A 16,385-nucleotide genomic window follows, 5' to 3' on the forward strand; every position below is an offset into this window, starting at 1 on the left:
GGCCGCCTCTGGAAAGAAGATTGCCCCGCCGCCTTGGCCCGCAACGACATCCTGAGGGCAACCCAGCGCCTCGGCCGGACGATCTGGAAAAGGTGGTCCGGCTATCATGTCCGCAGCCGGGTCGAGGCCCGGATGAGGAATCTGAAATCCTTCGGCGAGCGGATCGCGTCGAGGGACCCCGACCGCCAGACAGCCGAGATCCACATCCGCGTCGCCCTGATGAACCGCTTCAACGCCCTCGGCACCGCCGAGATCGAACGCGTGGCCTGACCTCAGCTGGGGAAAGGGCCATCATGTCCTGAAGCCGACTTCTGCAACAATGCCGATCGGATAGGTAACGGTTAGGCAAGGTGCGCACAAGATTACCGGGAATAACTAAAAAATGAATACCAGGCGTGAGGAACGTAGACGAGCAGCCATCCAGAAGCAGATCGACGAGAATCTGCGACGGGTCTATGAACAGGATGCAACCCAGCAGATTCCGGACAGGTTCCTGCAATTGCTCGATAAATTGCGCGAGCAGGAGTGAACCGCATGGCTGAATCGAAACCGGCGCGGGCTGGTGGACCGCAAGGCCACGGCGATCCGCGCGACGAATTGGTGGATCATCTGCCGGCATTGCGGGCTTTCGCGCTGTCGCTGACGCGCGAGGGGGCCTCGGCCGACGACCTGGTGCAGGACACCATCGTCAAGGCATGGACTCACATCGACAAGTTCCAGCCCGGCACCAACCTGCGGGCCTGGCTGTTCACCATCCTGCGCAACACTTTCTATTCTGCCCGCCGCAAGACCAAGCGCGAGGTCAGCGACACCGATGGCATCCATGCCGCCCGCCAGGCCACCCGGCCCGAGCATGACGGCAGGCTGGCGCTGAACGATTTCCGCGTCGCCTTCGAAAAGCTGCCCGACGAACAGCGCGAGGCGCTGATCCTGGTCGGTGCATCGGGCTTTTCCTATGAAGAGGCGGCCTCGATGACCGGCGTCGCCGTGGGCACCGTCAAGTCGCGCGCCAATCGCGGCCGCCGGCGGCTGGCCGAACTGCTGCATCTGCAAGAAGGCGAGGAACTGGAAATGACCGACCAGGCCACGCTTGCGGTAATGGCGCAGAACGCCCCGATCCTGCGCTGAGATGCCGGCGTGCTGCGGCGATTGCTGGACAAGCTGGAATTCACCAAGAGGCTGGGCTTTCGGCTGGGCGGGCTCTTGTCGGTGGCGATCCTGCCCATCGGGCTGATCTCGGTCATCCAGACCCTGCACCTGTCGCGTGAATACCAGCGCTCTTCGGAAATTGCGCTGCTGGGCCGGACCGCGACCGCCGCCGCCGGGGAACGCGCGCTTTTGCAAAGCGCGCTTGGCACTGCGGACGCCCTGGGACCGGCGGTGCTTGAGACCATGGACCGGCCGCAAGCCTGTTCCGACATCATGCGCGGGCTGGTCCAGCGTACGGTGAATTTCGTCTATGCCGGCTTTACCCGGCTGGACGGGATCACGGAATGTTCGTCGGTGCGCGGCACCCACGACCTGACCGGCGAGGCGGCGTTCCGGCAATTCATCGAAAGCCCCGGCACGCTTGTCACCACCAGCCAGGACGGCCCGGTCACCGGAAAATCGGTGGTGGTGGTGATCCAGCCGCTTTACCGCGGGGTCGAGCTTCTGGGCTATATCGGCGTGTCGATGTCGCACGACTTGCTGCGCTCGACCCATGTGTCGGGCCTGGGAACCGACGGCGCGCGGGTGCTGACCTTCAACAATCAGGGCGAGATCATTTCCTCGGACCGCGAAGGGCCAGGCGATATCGAACGGGTTCTTCCGCGCGGCAAGTCGCTGCCTTCGCTTTTGTCGCGCAGCGAGACGACCTTTCGCGACATTTCCAATTCGGGCCAACGGCGCGTGTTCAGCGTCGTGCCGGTGGTGCCGGGGCTGGTCTATGCGCTGGGGTCGTGGAATCGCGCCGAATCCGGCATCACCGGCATCGACATCACCCGGCGCACCGCGCTGATCCTGCCGCTGATCCTGTGGGCGGCCTCGCTGGCGGTGGCCTATTTCGCCGTCTATCGCCTGGTGCTGCGCCATATCCGCGAATTGCGCAGCCAGATGCGCCGCTTTGCCATCGGCGACCGCTCGGCGCCGCCGCCGGTCCTGGCCGACGCCCCCGCCGAGATCGAGGACATGAGCCAGACCTTTCACAACATGGCCCGCATCCTGATCCGCGACGAAGAAGCGATGGAGGCGGCCGTCGACGAAAAGACCGTGCTGCTGAAAGAGGTGCATCACCGGGTCAAGAACAACCTGCAATTGATCGCCTCGATCATCAACATGCAGATCCGGGTGATCGACCACGAAGACGCCCGGCGGGTCCTGCGCTCGGTCCAGGACCGGGTGGCGTCGCTGGCGACGATCTATCGCAACCTTTATCAGGCGGAACATCTGGATTCGGTCCAGGCCGACCGGCTGATCCACGACATCATCAACCAGATGACCAATGCCTCGGTCGGGCCGGGGGCCGGGCTGCGCATCGACACGCGGCTGGAGCCCCTGGTGCTGATGCCCGACCAGGCGGTGCCGCTAAGCCTGCTGGCGACCGAGGCGTTCACCAACGCGCTGAAATATTCCGGCGTTTCCGACCCCGAGGTCGAGCCCTGGGTGCGGGTTTCGCTGCGCGCCGACGGGCCGGGCCATGCGGTGCTGGAGGTCGAGAACTCGATCGGCGCCAGCAGCCTGGCCGAAGGGACGGGGCTGGGCAGCCAGTTGATCGAGGCTTTCGCCACCCAGCTTGAGGGCGAGGCCGAGCAGGAAATGGGCGGCGGCCGGTTCCTGTTGCGGCTGCGCTTCCGGGTCGAGAACCTGCAAAAGCGCGACGGGGTGGAATTGCCGCAGGTGGTGCTGACCTCGGCCGCCCGGCCTGGGTCGCGGCATTAGGGCGGGCCGCGACCGCGGGGGCCGATGGCAGGTGCCCCGGCCTATTCGCCTGCCCGCTGCTGTGCTGCCTGCCGCAGCTTTCTTGCGGCGACAAAGCGGCGGCGGCGGGACAGTTCCACGTTGATCAGCGCCCCCAGCATCACCGTGAAGCCGCCCAGATAGAACCACATCAGAAGCGCGATCACCGCGCCGATCGAACCATAGATGCGGTTGTAGCTGTTGAAGCTGGCAAGATAGGCCGAAAAGCCATAGGAGGCCGCGGCCCAGGCCAGCGCCGCAAAGACCGAGCCCCAGGTGAAGATCGCCGTGCGCGGCGTCTTCACGTTCGGCCCATAGCGATACAGGATGCCGATCACCACCAGCACGATGAAAAAGATCGCCATCCAGGGCAGGGCGCCGATCAGCCAGTTGCGCAGCGGCACGTCGGGCAGGAAGTTGAAGGCGATGGGCACCAGGATGATCGTGGCCAGCCCCAGCGCGATGACCAGAACGATGACCAGCGTCAAAAAATAGGCCAGCAGGAACCCCATGACCGTGGAATGCGAGCGCACGCCATAGGCCGCGTTCAACCCCCGGATCAGCCCGTCCACCCCCGCCCGCGCCGAGACGGTGGCGACGATAAAGGAAATCGCCGTGGTCCAGCCAAGCTGCGTGCGGCCGGCGGCCACCAGCGAACTGATCTGGCCATAGATGATCTCGGCGGCGCTTTGCGGGATGAAGCCGTCGGTGGTGTGGACATATTGCTCGATCACCTGGGGGTCGTTCCAAAGTCCCCATAGTGCAAACAGCGCCGCCATCCCCGGAAACACCGCGAACATGGCATAAAAGGCCACGCCCGCGGCGATCAGGCTCATGTGGATCTTGTCCATCCGCTCAAAGATCGCCAGGACGAACTGCCACCAATCCCTGATCAAGGTTCCGTCCTCTTTGCTTGGGCCGCGGTCCCATAAGGGAAACCCGCTTCCCTGCCAGTAAGGTTCCGCTCTTTCTGCGCCCTTGCCTTACGTAACCGCGCCACCATAGCGCAGCCAGACCGCCTTTTCGCCCAAGGTCGCCACGAAGGCGGCATGGGCCTGGGCCTCGGCCGGGGTAATGCGGGGGGCAAGCGGGCGCGGCCGTGGCGCGCGTGGGGCGGGTCCCTGCGCCGCCTGCGGCCCGGCAGAGGTTGCGCCGCGCATCGGCCCGGCATCCAGCACCAGGCCCGGCTGGCGGCCGCCGCGCAAGGCCAGATAAACCTCGGCCAGCAATTCGCTGTCCAGAAGCGCGCCGTGCAGGGTGCGGTTCGAGTTGTCGATGCGAAAGCGCCGGCACAGCGCATCCAGCGAGTTCTGCGCGCCGGGGAACTGGCTGCGCGCCAGTTCCAGCGTATCCACCGCGCGGCTGAAGGGCATGAGCGGCAGGCCGCAAAGCCGCAGCTCGGCGTTCAGGAACTTCATGTCGAAGCTGGCATTGTGGATCACCAGCCGGGTGTCCTGGCCGATGAAGGCGGCGAAATCGGCCGCGATCTCGGCAAAGCGCGGCTTGTCGCGCAGGAAATCGTCGCCCAGCCCATGCACCTCGAACGCCTCTTGCGGCATCGGGCGCTCGGGGTTGACATAGACGTGAAAGGTGCGCCCGGTGGGCAGGTGGTTCATCAGCTCGACCGCGCCGATCTCGACGATGCGGTCGCCGGTATCGGGGTCGAAGCCGGTGGTTTCGGTATCCAGCACGATCTCACGCATGGGGCCGTTCTGCCATGATCCGGGTGCAGATGTCCACGATTGCCGCGCGCGCGCCGTCCAGCGTGTCCGAGGGGATCAGGAAATCCGCCCGCTTGCGCTTTTCCGCATCCGGCATCTGCCGCGACAGGATCATCTGGAAATCCGCCTCGGTCATGCCGGGGCGGGCCAGGACGCGGGCCCGCTGCACCTTGGCCGGGGCCGAGACCACGGCCACCCCGTCCATCTGCCGCTCGGCCCCGCCTTCGAACAGCAGCGGGATGTCCAGCACCACGATGGGCGCGTCCTGATGCGCGGCGATGAAGCTGGCGCGATCCAGGGCCACCAGCGGATGCACGATGGCCTCCAGCCGGGCAAAGCCCGAGGGGTCGGCGGCCAGCGCCTCGCGCAGCGCGGCGCGGTCGACGCCGCCATCCCGCAGCACACCGGGAAAGGCGGCGGCCACCGGCGCGACGGCCGCGCCGCCGGGCGCATAAAGCCGATGCACGGCCGCATCCGCATCCCAGACCGGATGGCCCAGGTCGCGAAACATCTGCGCGGCGGTGGATTTGCCCATGCCGATGCCGCCGGTCAGGCCCAGGCGGTAGCTCATGCCAGCACGATCCGGCGCAATTCGTCATCGACCTCGGGGCGCTGGCCGAACCAGCGTTCAAAGCCGGGCGCGGCCTGGTGCAAGAGCATCCCCAGCCCGTCCACGATCTCGCAGCCGCGCGCCTGCGCCTCGGCCAGGAACGGCGTCATCAGCGGCGTATAGACCAGGTCCGTGACCAGCGTGCCCGGTGCCAGCGCGTCCAGCGGCACGCGCAGCGGCGGCTTGCCCTCCATCCCCATCGAGGTGGCGTTGACCACGGTCATCGCGCCTTCCAGCATGTTGCCGGCCTGCGCCCAGTCATAGACCACGACCTTGGCGCCGAATTCGGCGCGGATCTGCTCGGCCCGGATGCGGGTGCGGTTAGCGATGCGCAGTTCCGGCACCCCGCTTTCCAGAAGCGAGGCGACAACGGCCCGCGCAGCACCCCCGGCGCCGATCACCGCAGCCGGGCCCAGGCCGGGGATCCAGTCGGGCGCATGCTGGCGGATATTGGCGATGAAGCCGTAGCCGTCGGTATTGTCGGCGTGGATCTTGCCGTCGGGGCGGAAGATCAGCGTGTTCGCCGCCCCGATCAGCGCCGCGCGGTCGGTGACGACATCGGCCAGCGCCAGCACGCTTTCCTTGTGCGGGATGGTGACGTTCACCCCGACAAAGCCCATATGCGGCATGGCGCGCAGCACCTGGGCCAGATGCTCGGGCATCACCGGCAGCGGCACGTAATGCCCGGCGATGCCATAGCGCCCAAGCCAATGCCCATGCAACCGGGGCGAGCGCGAATGCGCGATCGGCCAGCCGATCACCCCGGCAAGGGGCGCGTGTTTGGGGGCGGGGGAACTGTCAACCATGGCAGACCTGCGGTGCTTTCCGAGGGGCAAGGCCCCGGCATCGGGATGGATCGAACGTCGCGTCACAACTGCTATCGGGCCGCGCCGGGGTCAAGCCGCGGCGCCGGTTGCGCCCGCTGCCATGGCAAGAATGCCACCGCCGCAGGCCAGCCGGGCCTTAGGCCACGCTTATCTCTGGCAGGCCGCCTTGGGCCACCAGATCCTCCAGCGTCAGCGATTCGATCAGCAGCAGATAGGACCAGAACACCTGGCCGAACATGCGCCGCAGCCGGCAGGTCGCCTCGTCCAGGCAATCCTCGCAGCGCTGATAGGACTTGCGCGACAGGCAGGGCAGGGGGGCGATGGGTCCGTCGACCCGGCGCAAAAGCTCGCCGATGGAAATCTCGTTCGGACGCTTGATCAGCACATAGCCGCCGGCGCGGCCCCGGCGCGAGCCGACATAGCCGGCATTGCGCAGTTCCAGCATGATATGTTCCAGAAAACGCTTGGGCGCGCCGGACCGCTGCGCGATCTCTTCGATCGTCAGCGCGTGGCCGCCGGCAGCGACCTCATCGGCCAGGGCCATCAACGCCTTGATGGCATATTTGGTTTTCTGCGAGATCATAGGCAAGCCTTAGTGTTCGCCGGCTGGTCATGCAACGATTTCGGCAATAAATTGCGGGCCGCCCCGGCTTTCGTCTAGGAACCATCGCCAAATCGTCGTCGTTTTGTCACATTGTCCGCGCATTGCAGCGGGGCAACAGCAAGGAGTAGACCGACCATGCGCATCGCAGTCCTGGGGGGCGACGGGTTCGTCGGCTGGCCGACCGCCCTGCATCTGTCCAATCTGGGCCACGAGATTCACATCCTGGACAACCTGTCCCGGCGCTGGATCGACACCGAACTGGGCGTGCAGTCGCTGACGCCCATGGATTCCATCCAGGAACGCTGCCGGATCTGGCATCAGGAAACCGGGCGGCGGATCCATTTCCACCTGCTGGACCTGGCCACCGAATACGAGCGGCTGAAAGCCTGGCTGGCCGAGAATCGCCCCGACGCGGTGATCCATTTCGCCGAGCAGCGTGCCGCGCCCTATTCGATGAAGACCGACCGCCACAAGGTCTATACGGTGGGCAACAACATCAACGCCACGCACAACCTGCTGGCGGCACTGGTCGAAACCGGCATCGACGCGCATCTGGTGCATCTGGGCACGATGGGGGTCTATGGCTATTCGACCATCGGCGCGCCCATCCCGGAAGGGTATCTGGACGTCTCCGTCGACACCGCCGCCGGGCCGCGCGGCCAGCAGATCCTGTATCCGACGCGCCCCGGCTCGGTCTATCACATGACCAAGAGCCTGGATCAGATCCTGTTCCAGTTCTATGCCCAGAACGACGGGCTGCGCATCACCGACCTGCATCAGGGCATCGTCTGGGGCACCCATACCGACCAGACCCGCCGGCACGAGCAGCTTATCAACCGCTTCGACTATGACGGCGACTATGGCACGGTGCTGAACCGCTTCCTGATCCAGGCCGCCATCGGCTATCCGTTGACCGTGCATGGCACCGGCGGCCAGACCCGCGCCTTTATCCACCTGCAAGATTCGGTGCGCTGCATCGAACTGGCGCTGAAGGACGCGCCGGCGGCCGGGGAAAGGGTGCGCATCTTCAACCAGATGACCGAAACGCACCGCGTCCGCGACCTGGCCGAACTGATCGCCCGCATGGCCGGGGCCAAGGTGGCCTATCTGCCCAATCCTCGCAAAGAGGCGGACGAGAACGAACTGGTGGTCAAGAACGACCAGTTCCTGGCGCTGGGCCTCAAGCCGATCACCCTGGCCGAGGGGCTGCTGTCCGAAGTGGTGGACGTGGCGCGCAAATATGCGCATCGCATCGACCGCTCGCGCGTGCCGGCGGTTTCGGCCTGGACCAAGGACATCGCCCAGCGGGTCGAGCATGATCCCGAAGGCAAAAGGCTGCGTTCGGTATCGTGACCTCCGAAGGCATTCACCCGACAGGCAAGGCGCGGTCCGACCGCGCCTTTGTCACGCTGGCGACCAATCCCGACTATGCCATCGGGGCGGCGGCGCTGTTGCGGTCGCTGCGCCGTACCGGGACGACGGCCGACCTGGTCCTGCTATACACCGACCTGCCGCAGGACCTGGTCGAGGGGCTGCAGGCGCTGGGCGCGCGCCCGGTGCGGGTCGATTTGCTGCCGACCTCGGCAGGGTTCAACGAAAGGCACGCCCGCGACCGGCTGCATGGTGCCGCACCCTTTACCAAGGGCGAAAAGCCGCCCTTCCACACGCCCTTGGACAATTTCGCCAAGCTGCGGCTGTGGCAACTGGACTATGACCGCGTGGTGTTCATCGACGCCGATGCGCTGGTCTTGCAGAATATCGACCGGCTGTTCGACTATCCCGAATTTTCCGCCGCGCCGAATGTCTATGAAAGCCTGGCGGATTTCCACCGCCTGAACTCGGGCGTCTTTACCGCCAGGCCGTCGCAGGCGACCTTTCGGGCGATGCAGGAGCGGCTGGACCGGCCGGGCCAATTCTGGCGCCGAACCGACCAGACCTTTCTGGAAAGCTATTTTCCGAACTGGCACGGGCTGCCGGTCTTTGACAATATGCTTCAATATGTCTGGATGAACCTGCCGCAGCTTTGGCGCTGGCAGGATATCCGGGTGCTGCATTACCAATATGAAAAGCCCTGGCAGGATCACGCCAAGGTTGAGCAGCTTCGCCCGCTGGTCGATCTGTGGCGCGCCCATGCCGGCGACGGCCCGGTGCCCGATCCCCGCGACCTGCCGCCGCCGCCCGGTTCCATGGCCGGCGCGGCATGAGGATCGCGCTGACCGGCGCCTCGGGCCTTGTCGGGCGCTGGATTCTTCGCGCCGCGCGGGCGGGCGGCCACGATGTGGCAACCTTGCCCGGCTGGCGGCTGGGCGATGTGCCGGACCTGGCCGGCTGCGACGCGCTGGTCCATGCCGCTTTCCAGCATGTGCCCGGCCGCTATCGCGGCGGCGAGGGCGGGGATGCGCAGGGCTTTATCCGCGCCAACCTGGACGGTTCGCTGGCGCTGTTCCGGGCGGCGCGGGACCAGGGCGTCGGGCGGGTGCTGTTTCTGTCTTCGCGGGCCGTGCATGACGGCCATCCGGCGGGAATGGCGTTGCCCGACACGCTGTCGCCGCTGCCGACCAGCCTTTACGGCCAGGTCAAGGCCGATGCCGATGCGGCGCTGGCCGCCATGGCCGGGCCGGATTTCCGCACCGCCAGCCTGCGCCCGACCGGCGTCTATGGACCGGGCCTGCCGCAGAAATGGGCCGGGCTGATCATGGATTTCCTGCATGGCGTCACGCCCCAGCCGCGCGTCGCGACCGAACTTCACGGCGCCGACCTGGCGCGCGCCGCGCTGCTGGTGCTGGCCGACCCGGCGATGGCGGGCAGCTATAATGCCAGCGACCTGGTCCTGGACCGCCGCGACCTGCTGGCGCAGGTGGCCGGCTTGACCGGCTGCACCACGCCCCTGCCGGCCCGTGCGGATGCGGACCTGCTGCGCGTGCCGCTTTGCGCGCGCCTGCGGGACCTGGGCTGGCAGCCCGGCGGCGTGGAGCGCCTGCGCCGCGACCTGCCCCGGATCATGTCGGAGCTGCAATCATAGGCGGAACGCCGCCGACAGGATCGCGGCAGCTTGCAGCAGCCGGCATTTCCGCGCAATTTGGCCCCGAATTTGTGCGTTTTGTCGTCTGGTACCGTTCCATGCGCCTACTTTCGATCCTATGCGGCCTGTCCTTTGCGATGGTGGCCGGCAGCCTTTTCGCCTGCTGGACATTCTTCCTGCCCGCAGAGGTCGTGGCGAATGGCGGGCGGATTCCGTTTGGTCCGGTTTCCTGGACGGTAAGCGGCCTGGCGCTGCTGGGGGCCGTCATGGCCTGGCGGTCGCGCTGCGAAGGATGGACCGCGCTGGCGACGGGTTGCAGCCTGTTCCTGCTGGCCCAGACCGCGGTGCTGGCCGGGATCGGCGGGATTGCGCTGCCGGCGTTTTCATCATTGGCGGCCGCGGGCTTTGCGCTGTTGCCGCTGATGCATACCCCAAGCAGCTATAGGCGCGTGGCGGGATGAGGGCGGCCCGGCCCGGCATCGCCTGCCCGCGAAATCCCCTGGCGTCCGACCGGCGCGCTTGACTTCGGCAGCGGCCGGACCCACGCTTTCACATCACCGCAGATCGCAGGAGATCGTGGATGCCACAGCCCGACCAGACGGATTTCACCGGCCATTGCCTTTGCGGCGCAATCCGGTTTCGCGGCACCTATGACGGGACGAACGACCTGAGGGCCTGCCATTGCAGCCAGTGCCGGCGCTGGTCGGGCCATTACTGGGCCGCGATCCTGCCCCGGACGCTGAAGATCGAGGGGCAGCCGAAATGGTATCGCGCCTCGGACATCGCCCGACGCGGCTTTTGTCCCGATTGCGGCAGCTCACTGTTCTGGCAACGCGACGGGTCGGACATCATCGACGTGGCTGCGGGCGCCATCGACAGCCCGACGGGGCTGCACCTGCTGGGCCATATCTTCGTCGCCGACAAGGGCGATTACTATCCCATCGCCGACGGCCTGCCACAACAGCAGCAGGGATAGTTGACGCCGCGCCCGACCCGGCCTAGGCGGCAGGAAAAGGGGCGCGCGATGATCTGGGATACCTTGGCGAACTTTCCGATGCAGCAATTGCTGGCCTTTATGGCCGGGGCGCTGGTGCTGAACCTTGCCCCCGGACAGGACGTGTTCTTCGCCAGCGCCTGCGGCATCCAGAATGGCCCGCGGGCGGGGGTGCTGGCCGGCTTTGGCGTCGGGCTGGGCGTGGTCTGCCATGTGGGAATGGCGGCCGTCGGCCTGGGCGCGCTGGTCGCCGCCCATCCCGGCGCGCTGGTCGCGATCAAATATGCCGGCGCGGCCTATCTTCTGTTCCTGGCCTGGAAAAGCTGGACCGCGGGCCAGGTCGATCCCCGCGCCCGTTCCGCCAGCGGCCCCTGGGCCATCATCCGCCGCGGCGCGCTGTCGAACCTGCTCAATCCCAAGCCGGTGCTGTTCCTGCTGGCCTTTCTGCCGCAGTTCACCAGGGCGGATTATGGCCCGGTCTGGCAGCAGATCCTGGCGCTCGGGCTGATGTTTGCGCTGTCGGGCATGCTTGTGACCATGGGCTATGGCCTGGCGGGCGGCCTGGCCCGGCAGGCCATCGGCCCGCGGCTGGGCATCCTGAACCGCATCGCTGCGGTGATGTTTGCCGGGCTGGCGCTGCGGCTGGTGTGGAAATGAGCTTTCTCTACCAGCCGACCCAGGAACAGCCGCGGGTGATCCATGCCGATCACCAGATCCTGGTGGTGGACAAGCCCGCCGGGCTGCTGTCGGTGCCCGGCCGCGGCGACGAGCGCGCCGATTGCCTGATCGAGCGGCTGCGCGGCGTCTTTCCGACCGTGCTGCTGGTGCACCGGCTGGACATGGACACGTCGGGGGTGATGGTCTTTGCGCTGACCCGGCAGGCGCAGGGCCATCTGGGCCGGCAGTTCCAGGACCGGCTGACGAAAAAGACCTATGTCGCGCGGCTTTGGGGCCGGCTTGCGCCAGCGACCGGGCGGGTGGACCTGCCGCTGATCGTGGACTGGCCGAACCGCCCGCGGCAAAAGGTCGATCACGACCAGGGCCGGCCGGCGCAGACCGATTGGCGGGTCGTCCAGTCGACGGATGCCGAAACCCGTGTGCGGCTGATGCCCATCACCGGCCGCAGCCACCAGTTGCGGGTGCATATGGCGCAGCTTGGCCATCCGATCCTGGGCGATCCGCTTTATGCCACCGGGGCAGCGGCGGATTTCGCGCGGCTGATGCTGCATGCCGAAAGCTTGCGCTTCAAGCATCCCGAAACCGGGGTCATGCAGGGCTTTTCCGCGCCCTCGCCCTTCTAGCGGCGGGTCACGCAGGTTTTTCTGCCCCAACGGGCCGTGCTGGGCTAAGCTTGCGGAACCGACCCACCAGGAGGCAGCAACGATGACGTTCAGGACCGATATCACCCGCCGCGATGCCATGATGCTGGGCGGCGGCCTGCTTATGACCCTGGCGCTGCCGGGCCATGCCCAGACCGCGCCGGTTGCGCCGGCGGGCGGGGTGGCGCCCGCCTTTCCCGGCCGCGCCCATGGCATCCGGCTTGGCGCGTTCGAGGTGACGACTCTGCTGGGCGGCGCCAGCATGAGCGACGATCCGATCGCGACCTTCGGCCTGAACGCCGACCCGGCCGAGTTCGAAAGCCTCAGCGCCGAGAATTTCATCCCCGCCGACCGCAGCGGCGGCTCCTACACCCTGACGCTGGTGCGGACGCCCGACGCGCTGGTGCTGTTCGACGCAGGCATGGTTCCCGCGAACAACGCCGCCTCGCTGGCCCAGGCCGGCGTCCAGCCCCAGGACGTGACCCACGTCGTGCTGACCCATATGCATGGCGACCATGTCGGCGGGCTGATGGATGGCGGCAGCCCGGCCTTTCCAAACGCCCAGCTTATCCTGCCCCGGCCCGAGAACGACTATTGGGCGGCCAATCCCAGCGAGGCCTATACCGCCAAGGTGGTCCCGCTTCTGGACAAGGCGCAGCAGATCGAGGGAACCGAGGAAATCCTGCCCGGCATCAAGGCCGAGCCCGCCCCCGGCCACACCCCCGGCCATACCACCTATCTGCTGGAAAGCCAGGGGCAGCGGCTGCTGATCACCGGCGACAGCTTCAACCATTACGTCTATTCGGTGCAGCGACCGGCCTGGCATGTGCGCTTCGACGTGGACAAGGACCAGGGCGCGGCCACCCGCCAGGCGGTGCTGGCCCGGCTGGCCGAAGAGAAGATCCCCTTTATCGGCTATCACATGCCCTTCCCGGCCGTGGGCTTCATCGCCCCGAACGGCAAGGGGTCCTATCGCTTCGTGCCCGCGACCTATCAGTTCGACTGATGGGGGACGCCTGGCACAAGGGCGCCTGCCATTGCGGGCGGGTGCAGTTCCGGGTCCGGCTGCTGGACGGGTTCAGCAATGCGCGGCGCTGCACCTGTTCGCTGTGCCGGATGCGCGGCGCGGTGGCGGTGACGGCGCTGCTGGGCGACCTGGAGGTCGTCCAGGGCGCCGAGAACCTGGCGCTTTACCGTTTCAACACCGGCACGGCGCGGCATTATTTCTGCAAGACCTGCGGCATCTATACCCACCACCAGCGCCGCTCGAACCCGCAGGAGCTGGGGGTGAACGTCGCCTGCATCCAGGGGGTCAGCCCCTTCGATTTCGCCGAGGTGCCGGTCGAGGACGGGGTGAACCACCCGTCAGACGGCGGGTCGGAAGGCCGGGTGGGAATGCTGCGTTTCGTCCCGGTCAGCCCAGGTTGAACACCCGGCTTGGCTGCACCTCGCCGCCCATGTAGCGGCCGATGCAAAGCGGGCGGCCGTCGCGGCTGACCCAGACCTCCTCGCCGAATTCGGCATGGCCCAGCACCTGGCCGGGATTGCCGTTCAGGATGCGGGTGGCGCCGATCTCGGTCGCCTGCATCTGGGGCAGGTCGGCCAGCGCGGCTTGCAGGGGCAGCAGCGCCGCCTCGATCTCGGCCTGGTTGGCGCGGTCGATGCGGTCCAGGGCGATGCCATCCCCGGCCTCGAACGGTCCCGACCAGATGCGGCGCAGATGCGCGACATGGCCCAGGCAGCCCAGCTTGCGGCCCAGGTCTCGGGCGATGGCGCGGACATAGCCGCCCTTGCCGCAGACCATGCGAAGTTCGGCGCTGTCGCGGCTCGCGCCCAGCAATTCCAGCGATTCCACCCAAAGCGGCCGGGCGGCTAGTTCCACCGCCTCGCCCTCGCGCGCAAGGTCATAGGCCCGCGCGCCATCGACCCGCACGGCCGAGACGGCGGGGGGAACCTGCATGATCTCGCCGGTGAACGCCGGCAGGGCGGCGCGGATCGCCGCCTCGTCCGGGCGCGCGTCGCTGGTTTTCACCACCTGGCCCGAGGCGTCGTCACTCGCGGTCTCGGCCCCCCACATTACCGTGAAGTCATAGGCTTTCAGCGCCTCGGTCAGGATCGGCACGGTTTTTGTCGCCTCTCCCAGCGCCACGGCCAGCACGCCGGTTGCATCGGGGTCCAGCGTCCCGGCATGGCCGGCCTTCTTCGCGTCCAGCGCCCAGCGGACCTTGCTGACCACATCGGTCGAGCCGATGCCCGCCGGCTTGTCCACGATCAGCCAACCGTGGATCTCGCGTCCCTTTTTTCGCGCCATTCTAGTTCTGTCCTACATATCCGATGATCGGCCCCAGCCGCCGCCCGAAATCGGCGCGGTGCAGGCTTGGGGCGTATAGCCGCGAAATCGAGCCGTCGAAATACAGCGCATCCCGCGCCCCCAGCCCGTCGCGAAACAGCCGGCCGAACTGGTGGAACGTCACCGCCCGGTCCGAGATGGCAAACCACGCCGTCTGCCCGTCGGCCGAAACGCCGACCCCGTTCCTGATATAGCGGCTGTCGCTGTCCACCAGGAAACGCGGATGCAGCGCGCCGTCGATGACCAGCATCGGCCCCGATTGCGTGGCGATGCGGCATTCCGCGCCGGCATCCGCAAAGGCGCGGCTTTCGATCACCCGATATGGCCGCGCGCCGCCGGCGCAGAAGACGCCGTTCGGCAGCAGCCCGAAATTCCCGCCGCCGCCGGCCGTCACCAGGTCGTGTTCCTGCGCGCCGTCGCTGACATACAGCCCGACCGGGGTGAAATCGGGGTGATACATGCCGGCATTCATGGCAAAGCCCAGGCTCTCACCCTGCGCCAGCATGCGGCGGACGGCGGTGAAATCGCCCAAGACCCGGCCGTCGGGGCCGTTCAGCCACAGCCGCAGCCCCGGCTCTTGTTCCGCGGTCAGCGTGCAGATCACATAGCCCTGCCCGTCGAAGTCGCGCTTTTCGCAGATCCCGGCCATGGCGGGCAGGGTCATGGCGACCAGCGCGCCGATGGCCAGGCCCAGCCGGCGCTTAAGATCAATCCGCATCGTCTTCCGGGTCTGATTCGACGTCGCGGCGCACCCGGTCCTCGGACAGCAGGCGGCGGGTGTCGTCCATGCGGTCGAAGGTCTCGTCCAGGACAAAGCGTAGCTGCGGCGCGTATTTCAGCGTCATCGCCTTGGCGACCAGGTGGCGCAGCTCGCCCGAATTGCGGCGCAACGCGGCCAGCGCCTCTTCGGCGCCTTGGCCGCCCAGCGGCAGCACATAGGCCGTCGCGACCTTGAGGTCGGGCGAGGTCCGCACCTCTCCGACCGTGATCGAATGGCGGTTCAGCTCGGGGTCGTGGACATCCCCCCGCAGCAGGACGTCGGAAAGCGTGCGGCGGATCAGTTCGCCCACGCGAAGCTGGCGCTGCGAGGGGCCGGTGCCGGAATGAAAGCGGTTCTGTGCCATGCGCGCAGATGTAGGGGGTCGCGGCCCGCGCCGCAACGGGATAGACATGCCGCAAACGGGGGATCGAGCATGGAAAAACCGGGAATCGTCATCACGGGCGCGTCGGGCCGCATGGGACAGATGCTGGTGCGCACCGTTCTGGGGTCGGATCAGGCCCGTCTGGTCGGCGCCATCGAGCGCGAGGGCAGCCCCTGGATCGGCCGCGACCTGGGCGAGGCGATGGGGGGTGCTGCGCTGGGAATCACCGTCACCGACGACGCGGTCGAGGCCATCGCCAAGGCGCAGGCGGTGATCGACTTTACCGCCCCGGCGGCGACGGTGGCTTTCGCGGAACTGGCGGCGCAGGCCCGCGCCGTGCATGTGATCGGCACCACCGGATTCGAGCCCGCCGACCTGGACAAGCTGCGCGCCGCCGCCCGCCATGCGCCGATCATCCGCGCCGGCAACATGAGCCTGGGCGTGAACCTGCTGGTCGGCCTGACCCGCAAGGTTGCCGCCGCGCTGGGCGAAGATTGGGACATCGAGGTGGTCGAGGCGCATCACAACCGCAAGGTGGACGCGCCCTCGGGCACCGCCCTGATGCTGGGCGAGGCCGCCGCCGAGGGGCGCGGCCACGGCCTGGACGATCTGCGCACCCCGGCGCGCGAGGGTATCACCGGCGCCCGCACCCCCGGCTCGATCGGGTTTTCCGCCATCCGCGGCGGCGACATCGTGGGCGAACATGACGTGATCTTCGCCACCGCGGGCGAGCGGGTGGTGCTGCGCCACCTGGCCACCGACCGGGCGATCTTTGCCCGCGGCGCGCTGCGGGCGGCGCTTTGGGGCCAGGACAAGGGGCCGGGCGAATATGACATGGCGGATGTGCTTGGTCTTTGAA

The 16,385-nt window shown here is 67.3% G+C and carries 21 protein-coding genes and 1 pseudogene; 14 read left to right on the plus strand and 8 right to left on the minus strand.

Going from position 1 to position 16,385, the window contains the following annotated elements:
• The 4 genes and pseudogenes from F3H32_RS04110 to F3H32_RS04125 all read left to right on the plus strand — a co-directional run.
• Positions 1-270 (plus strand): annotated as a pseudogene (locus F3H32_RS04110) (IS5/IS1182 family transposase); the annotation flags it as partial.
• Between the two features lie 112 nt (positions 271-382).
• The gene (locus F3H32_RS04115) at positions 383-529 is read left to right on the plus strand and encodes a NepR family anti-sigma factor (protein ID WP_115756974.1); all 147 of its coding nucleotides are present in this window, start codon (positions 383-385) and stop codon (positions 527-529) included.
• A gap of 5 nt (positions 530-534) precedes the next feature.
• Positions 535-1,128, plus strand: coding sequence for an RNA polymerase sigma factor (locus F3H32_RS04120; protein ID WP_149764651.1), 594 nt, complete (start codon positions 535-537; stop codon positions 1,126-1,128).
• A gap of 9 nt (positions 1,129-1,137) precedes the next feature.
• Complete coding sequence (locus F3H32_RS04125; RefSeq protein ID WP_149764653.1) at positions 1,138-2,919, plus strand: sensor histidine kinase; 1,782 nt, start codon at positions 1,138-1,140, stop codon at positions 2,917-2,919.
• Positions 2,920-2,960: 41 nt separating this feature from the next.
• Here the strand turns inward: F3H32_RS04125 and F3H32_RS04130 are convergent, their stop codons facing one another.
• From F3H32_RS04130 to F3H32_RS04150, 5 genes are all read right to left on the minus strand, one after another.
• Entirely contained in the window at positions 2,961-3,833 is an 873-nt protein-coding gene (locus F3H32_RS04130; RefSeq protein WP_149764655.1) for a YihY/virulence factor BrkB family protein, read from the minus strand.
• 87 nt (positions 3,834-3,920) lie between these two features.
• Positions 3,921-4,640 (minus strand): DNA polymerase III subunit epsilon, encoded by a 720-nt coding sequence (gene dnaQ / locus F3H32_RS04135; RefSeq protein WP_149764656.1) that lies wholly within the window; start codon positions 4,638-4,640, stop codon positions 3,921-3,923.
• Positions 4,633-5,229, minus strand: coding sequence for a dephospho-CoA kinase (gene coaE, locus F3H32_RS04140; protein WP_149764658.1), 597 nt, complete (start codon positions 5,227-5,229; stop codon positions 4,633-4,635). Before coaE ends, dnaQ begins: the two co-directional genes overlap by 8 nt.
• Positions 5,226-6,074 carry a shikimate dehydrogenase gene (locus F3H32_RS04145; protein ID WP_149764660.1) on the minus strand — a complete coding sequence of 283 codons (849 nt, stop codon included), beginning with the start codon at positions 6,072-6,074 and terminating at the stop codon, positions 5,226-5,228. The genes coaE and F3H32_RS04145 overlap by 4 nt, the downstream gene beginning before the upstream one ends.
• Before the next feature lie 157 nt (positions 6,075-6,231).
• Complete coding sequence (locus F3H32_RS04150) at positions 6,232-6,678, minus strand: RrF2 family transcriptional regulator (protein WP_149764662.1); 447 nt, start codon at positions 6,676-6,678, stop codon at positions 6,232-6,234.
• 156 nt (positions 6,679-6,834) lie between these two features.
• Between F3H32_RS04150 and F3H32_RS04155 the strand changes: the two genes are divergently transcribed.
• The 9 genes from F3H32_RS04155 (at position 6,835) to F3H32_RS04195 (ending at position 13,462) form a co-directional block, all read left to right on the plus strand.
• Positions 6,835-8,052: an NAD-dependent epimerase/dehydratase family protein gene (locus tag F3H32_RS04155; protein ID WP_149764664.1), complete on the plus strand. Its 1,218-nt coding sequence runs from the start codon at positions 6,835-6,837 to the stop codon at positions 8,050-8,052.
• Positions 8,049-8,903 (plus strand): glycosyltransferase, encoded by an 855-nt coding sequence (locus tag F3H32_RS04160; protein ID WP_149764666.1) that lies wholly within the window; start codon positions 8,049-8,051, stop codon positions 8,901-8,903. The genes F3H32_RS04155 and F3H32_RS04160 overlap by 4 nt, the downstream gene beginning before the upstream one ends.
• Positions 8,900-9,721, plus strand: coding sequence for an NAD-dependent epimerase/dehydratase family protein (locus tag F3H32_RS04165; RefSeq protein WP_149764667.1), 822 nt, complete (start codon positions 8,900-8,902; stop codon positions 9,719-9,721). The genes F3H32_RS04160 and F3H32_RS04165 overlap by 4 nt, the downstream gene beginning before the upstream one ends.
• A gap of 98 nt (positions 9,722-9,819) precedes the next feature.
• Positions 9,820-10,182 carry a hypothetical protein gene (locus tag F3H32_RS04170; protein ID WP_149764669.1) on the plus strand — a complete coding sequence of 121 codons (363 nt, stop codon included), beginning with the start codon at positions 9,820-9,822 and terminating at the stop codon, positions 10,180-10,182.
• Positions 10,183-10,301: 119 nt separating this feature from the next.
• Complete coding sequence (locus F3H32_RS04175) at positions 10,302-10,697, plus strand: GFA family protein (protein ID WP_149764671.1); 396 nt, start codon at positions 10,302-10,304, stop codon at positions 10,695-10,697.
• 48 nt (positions 10,698-10,745) lie between these two features.
• Entirely contained in the window at positions 10,746-11,372 is a 627-nt protein-coding gene (locus tag F3H32_RS04180) for a LysE family translocator (RefSeq protein ID WP_149764673.1), read from the plus strand.
• Positions 11,369-12,016, plus strand: a complete 648-nt coding sequence (locus F3H32_RS04185; protein WP_149764675.1) for a pseudouridine synthase — start codon at positions 11,369-11,371, stop codon at positions 12,014-12,016. Before F3H32_RS04180 ends, F3H32_RS04185 begins: the two co-directional genes overlap by 4 nt.
• An 82-nt stretch (positions 12,017-12,098) precedes the next feature.
• On the plus strand, positions 12,099-13,040 hold the full coding sequence (locus tag F3H32_RS04190) for an MBL fold metallo-hydrolase (protein WP_223191338.1): 942 nt from the start codon (positions 12,099-12,101) through the stop codon (positions 13,038-13,040).
• Positions 13,040-13,462, plus strand: a complete 423-nt coding sequence (locus F3H32_RS04195; protein ID WP_149764677.1) for a GFA family protein — start codon at positions 13,040-13,042, stop codon at positions 13,460-13,462. Before F3H32_RS04190 ends, F3H32_RS04195 begins: the two co-directional genes overlap by 1 nt.
• Here the strand turns inward: F3H32_RS04195 and truB are convergent.
• From truB to rbfA, 3 genes are read right to left on the minus strand one after another with little or no spacing between them, the layout of a single operon-like run.
• A complete protein-coding gene (gene truB, locus F3H32_RS04200; RefSeq protein WP_149764679.1) occupies positions 13,449-14,345 on the minus strand; it encodes a tRNA pseudouridine(55) synthase TruB in 897 nt (298 codons plus the stop codon). The genes F3H32_RS04195 and truB overlap by 14 nt on opposite strands.
• 1 nt (position 14,346) lies before the next feature.
• Positions 14,347-15,102, minus strand: a complete 756-nt coding sequence (locus F3H32_RS04205) for a phosphodiester glycosidase family protein (protein ID WP_149764681.1) — start codon at positions 15,100-15,102, stop codon at positions 14,347-14,349.
• Positions 15,092-15,508: a 30S ribosome-binding factor RbfA gene (gene rbfA, locus F3H32_RS04210; protein WP_115755649.1), complete on the minus strand. Its 417-nt coding sequence runs from the start codon at positions 15,506-15,508 to the stop codon at positions 15,092-15,094. Before rbfA ends, F3H32_RS04205 begins: the two co-directional genes overlap by 11 nt.
• Before the next feature lie 69 nt (positions 15,509-15,577).
• On the opposite strand from rbfA, the gene dapB reads away from it, so the two are divergent.
• Positions 15,578-16,384, plus strand: a complete 807-nt coding sequence (gene dapB, locus F3H32_RS04215) for a 4-hydroxy-tetrahydrodipicolinate reductase (protein WP_149764683.1) — start codon at positions 15,578-15,580, stop codon at positions 16,382-16,384.
• Position 16,385 lies beyond the last annotated feature (1 nt).

Source organism: Paracoccus thiocyanatus (genome assembly GCF_900156255.1).
In the GTDB taxonomy this organism is placed as follows: Bacteria; Pseudomonadota; Alphaproteobacteria; order Rhodobacterales; family Rhodobacteraceae; genus Paracoccus; species Paracoccus thiocyanatus.

Excerpts from the sequence above, each read along its gene's own strand:
- F3H32_RS04115 (WP_115756974.1), top strand. The coding sequence starts at position 383 with ATGAATACCAGGCGTGAGGAACGTAGACGAGCAGCCATCCAGAAGCAG.
- F3H32_RS04120 (WP_149764651.1), top strand. The coding sequence starts at position 535 with ATGGCTGAATCGAAACCGGCGCGGGCTGGTGGACCGCAAGGCCACGGC.
- dnaQ (WP_149764656.1), bottom strand. The coding sequence starts at position 4,640 with ATGCGTGAGATCGTGCTGGATACCGAAACCACCGGCTTCGACCCCGAT.
- coaE (WP_149764658.1), bottom strand. The coding sequence starts at position 5,229 with ATGAGCTACCGCCTGGGCCTGACCGGCGGCATCGGCATGGGCAAATCC.
- F3H32_RS04145 (WP_149764660.1), bottom strand. The coding sequence starts at position 6,074 with ATGGTTGACAGTTCCCCCGCCCCCAAACACGCGCCCCTTGCCGGGGTG.
- F3H32_RS04150 (WP_149764662.1), bottom strand. The coding sequence starts at position 6,678 with ATGATCTCGCAGAAAACCAAATATGCCATCAAGGCGTTGATGGCCCTG.
- F3H32_RS04155 (WP_149764664.1), top strand. The coding sequence starts at position 6,835 with ATGCGCATCGCAGTCCTGGGGGGCGACGGGTTCGTCGGCTGGCCGACC.
- F3H32_RS04165 (WP_149764667.1), top strand. The coding sequence starts at position 8,900 with ATGAGGATCGCGCTGACCGGCGCCTCGGGCCTTGTCGGGCGCTGGATT.
- F3H32_RS04170 (WP_149764669.1), top strand. The coding sequence starts at position 9,820 with ATGCGCCTACTTTCGATCCTATGCGGCCTGTCCTTTGCGATGGTGGCC.
- F3H32_RS04175 (WP_149764671.1), top strand. The coding sequence starts at position 10,302 with ATGCCACAGCCCGACCAGACGGATTTCACCGGCCATTGCCTTTGCGGC.
- F3H32_RS04180 (WP_149764673.1), top strand. The coding sequence starts at position 10,746 with ATGATCTGGGATACCTTGGCGAACTTTCCGATGCAGCAATTGCTGGCC.
- F3H32_RS04185 (WP_149764675.1), top strand. The coding sequence starts at position 11,369 with ATGAGCTTTCTCTACCAGCCGACCCAGGAACAGCCGCGGGTGATCCAT.
- F3H32_RS04190 (WP_223191338.1), top strand. The coding sequence starts at position 12,099 with ATGACGTTCAGGACCGATATCACCCGCCGCGATGCCATGATGCTGGGC.
- F3H32_RS04195 (WP_149764677.1), top strand. The coding sequence starts at position 13,040 with ATGGGGGACGCCTGGCACAAGGGCGCCTGCCATTGCGGGCGGGTGCAG.
- truB (WP_149764679.1), bottom strand. The coding sequence starts at position 14,345 with ATGGCGCGAAAAAAGGGACGCGAGATCCACGGTTGGCTGATCGTGGAC.
- F3H32_RS04205 (WP_149764681.1), bottom strand. The coding sequence starts at position 15,102 with ATGCGGATTGATCTTAAGCGCCGGCTGGGCCTGGCCATCGGCGCGCTG.
- rbfA (WP_115755649.1), bottom strand. The coding sequence starts at position 15,508 with ATGGCACAGAACCGCTTTCATTCCGGCACCGGCCCCTCGCAGCGCCAG.
- dapB (WP_149764683.1), top strand. The coding sequence starts at position 15,578 with ATGGAAAAACCGGGAATCGTCATCACGGGCGCGTCGGGCCGCATGGGA.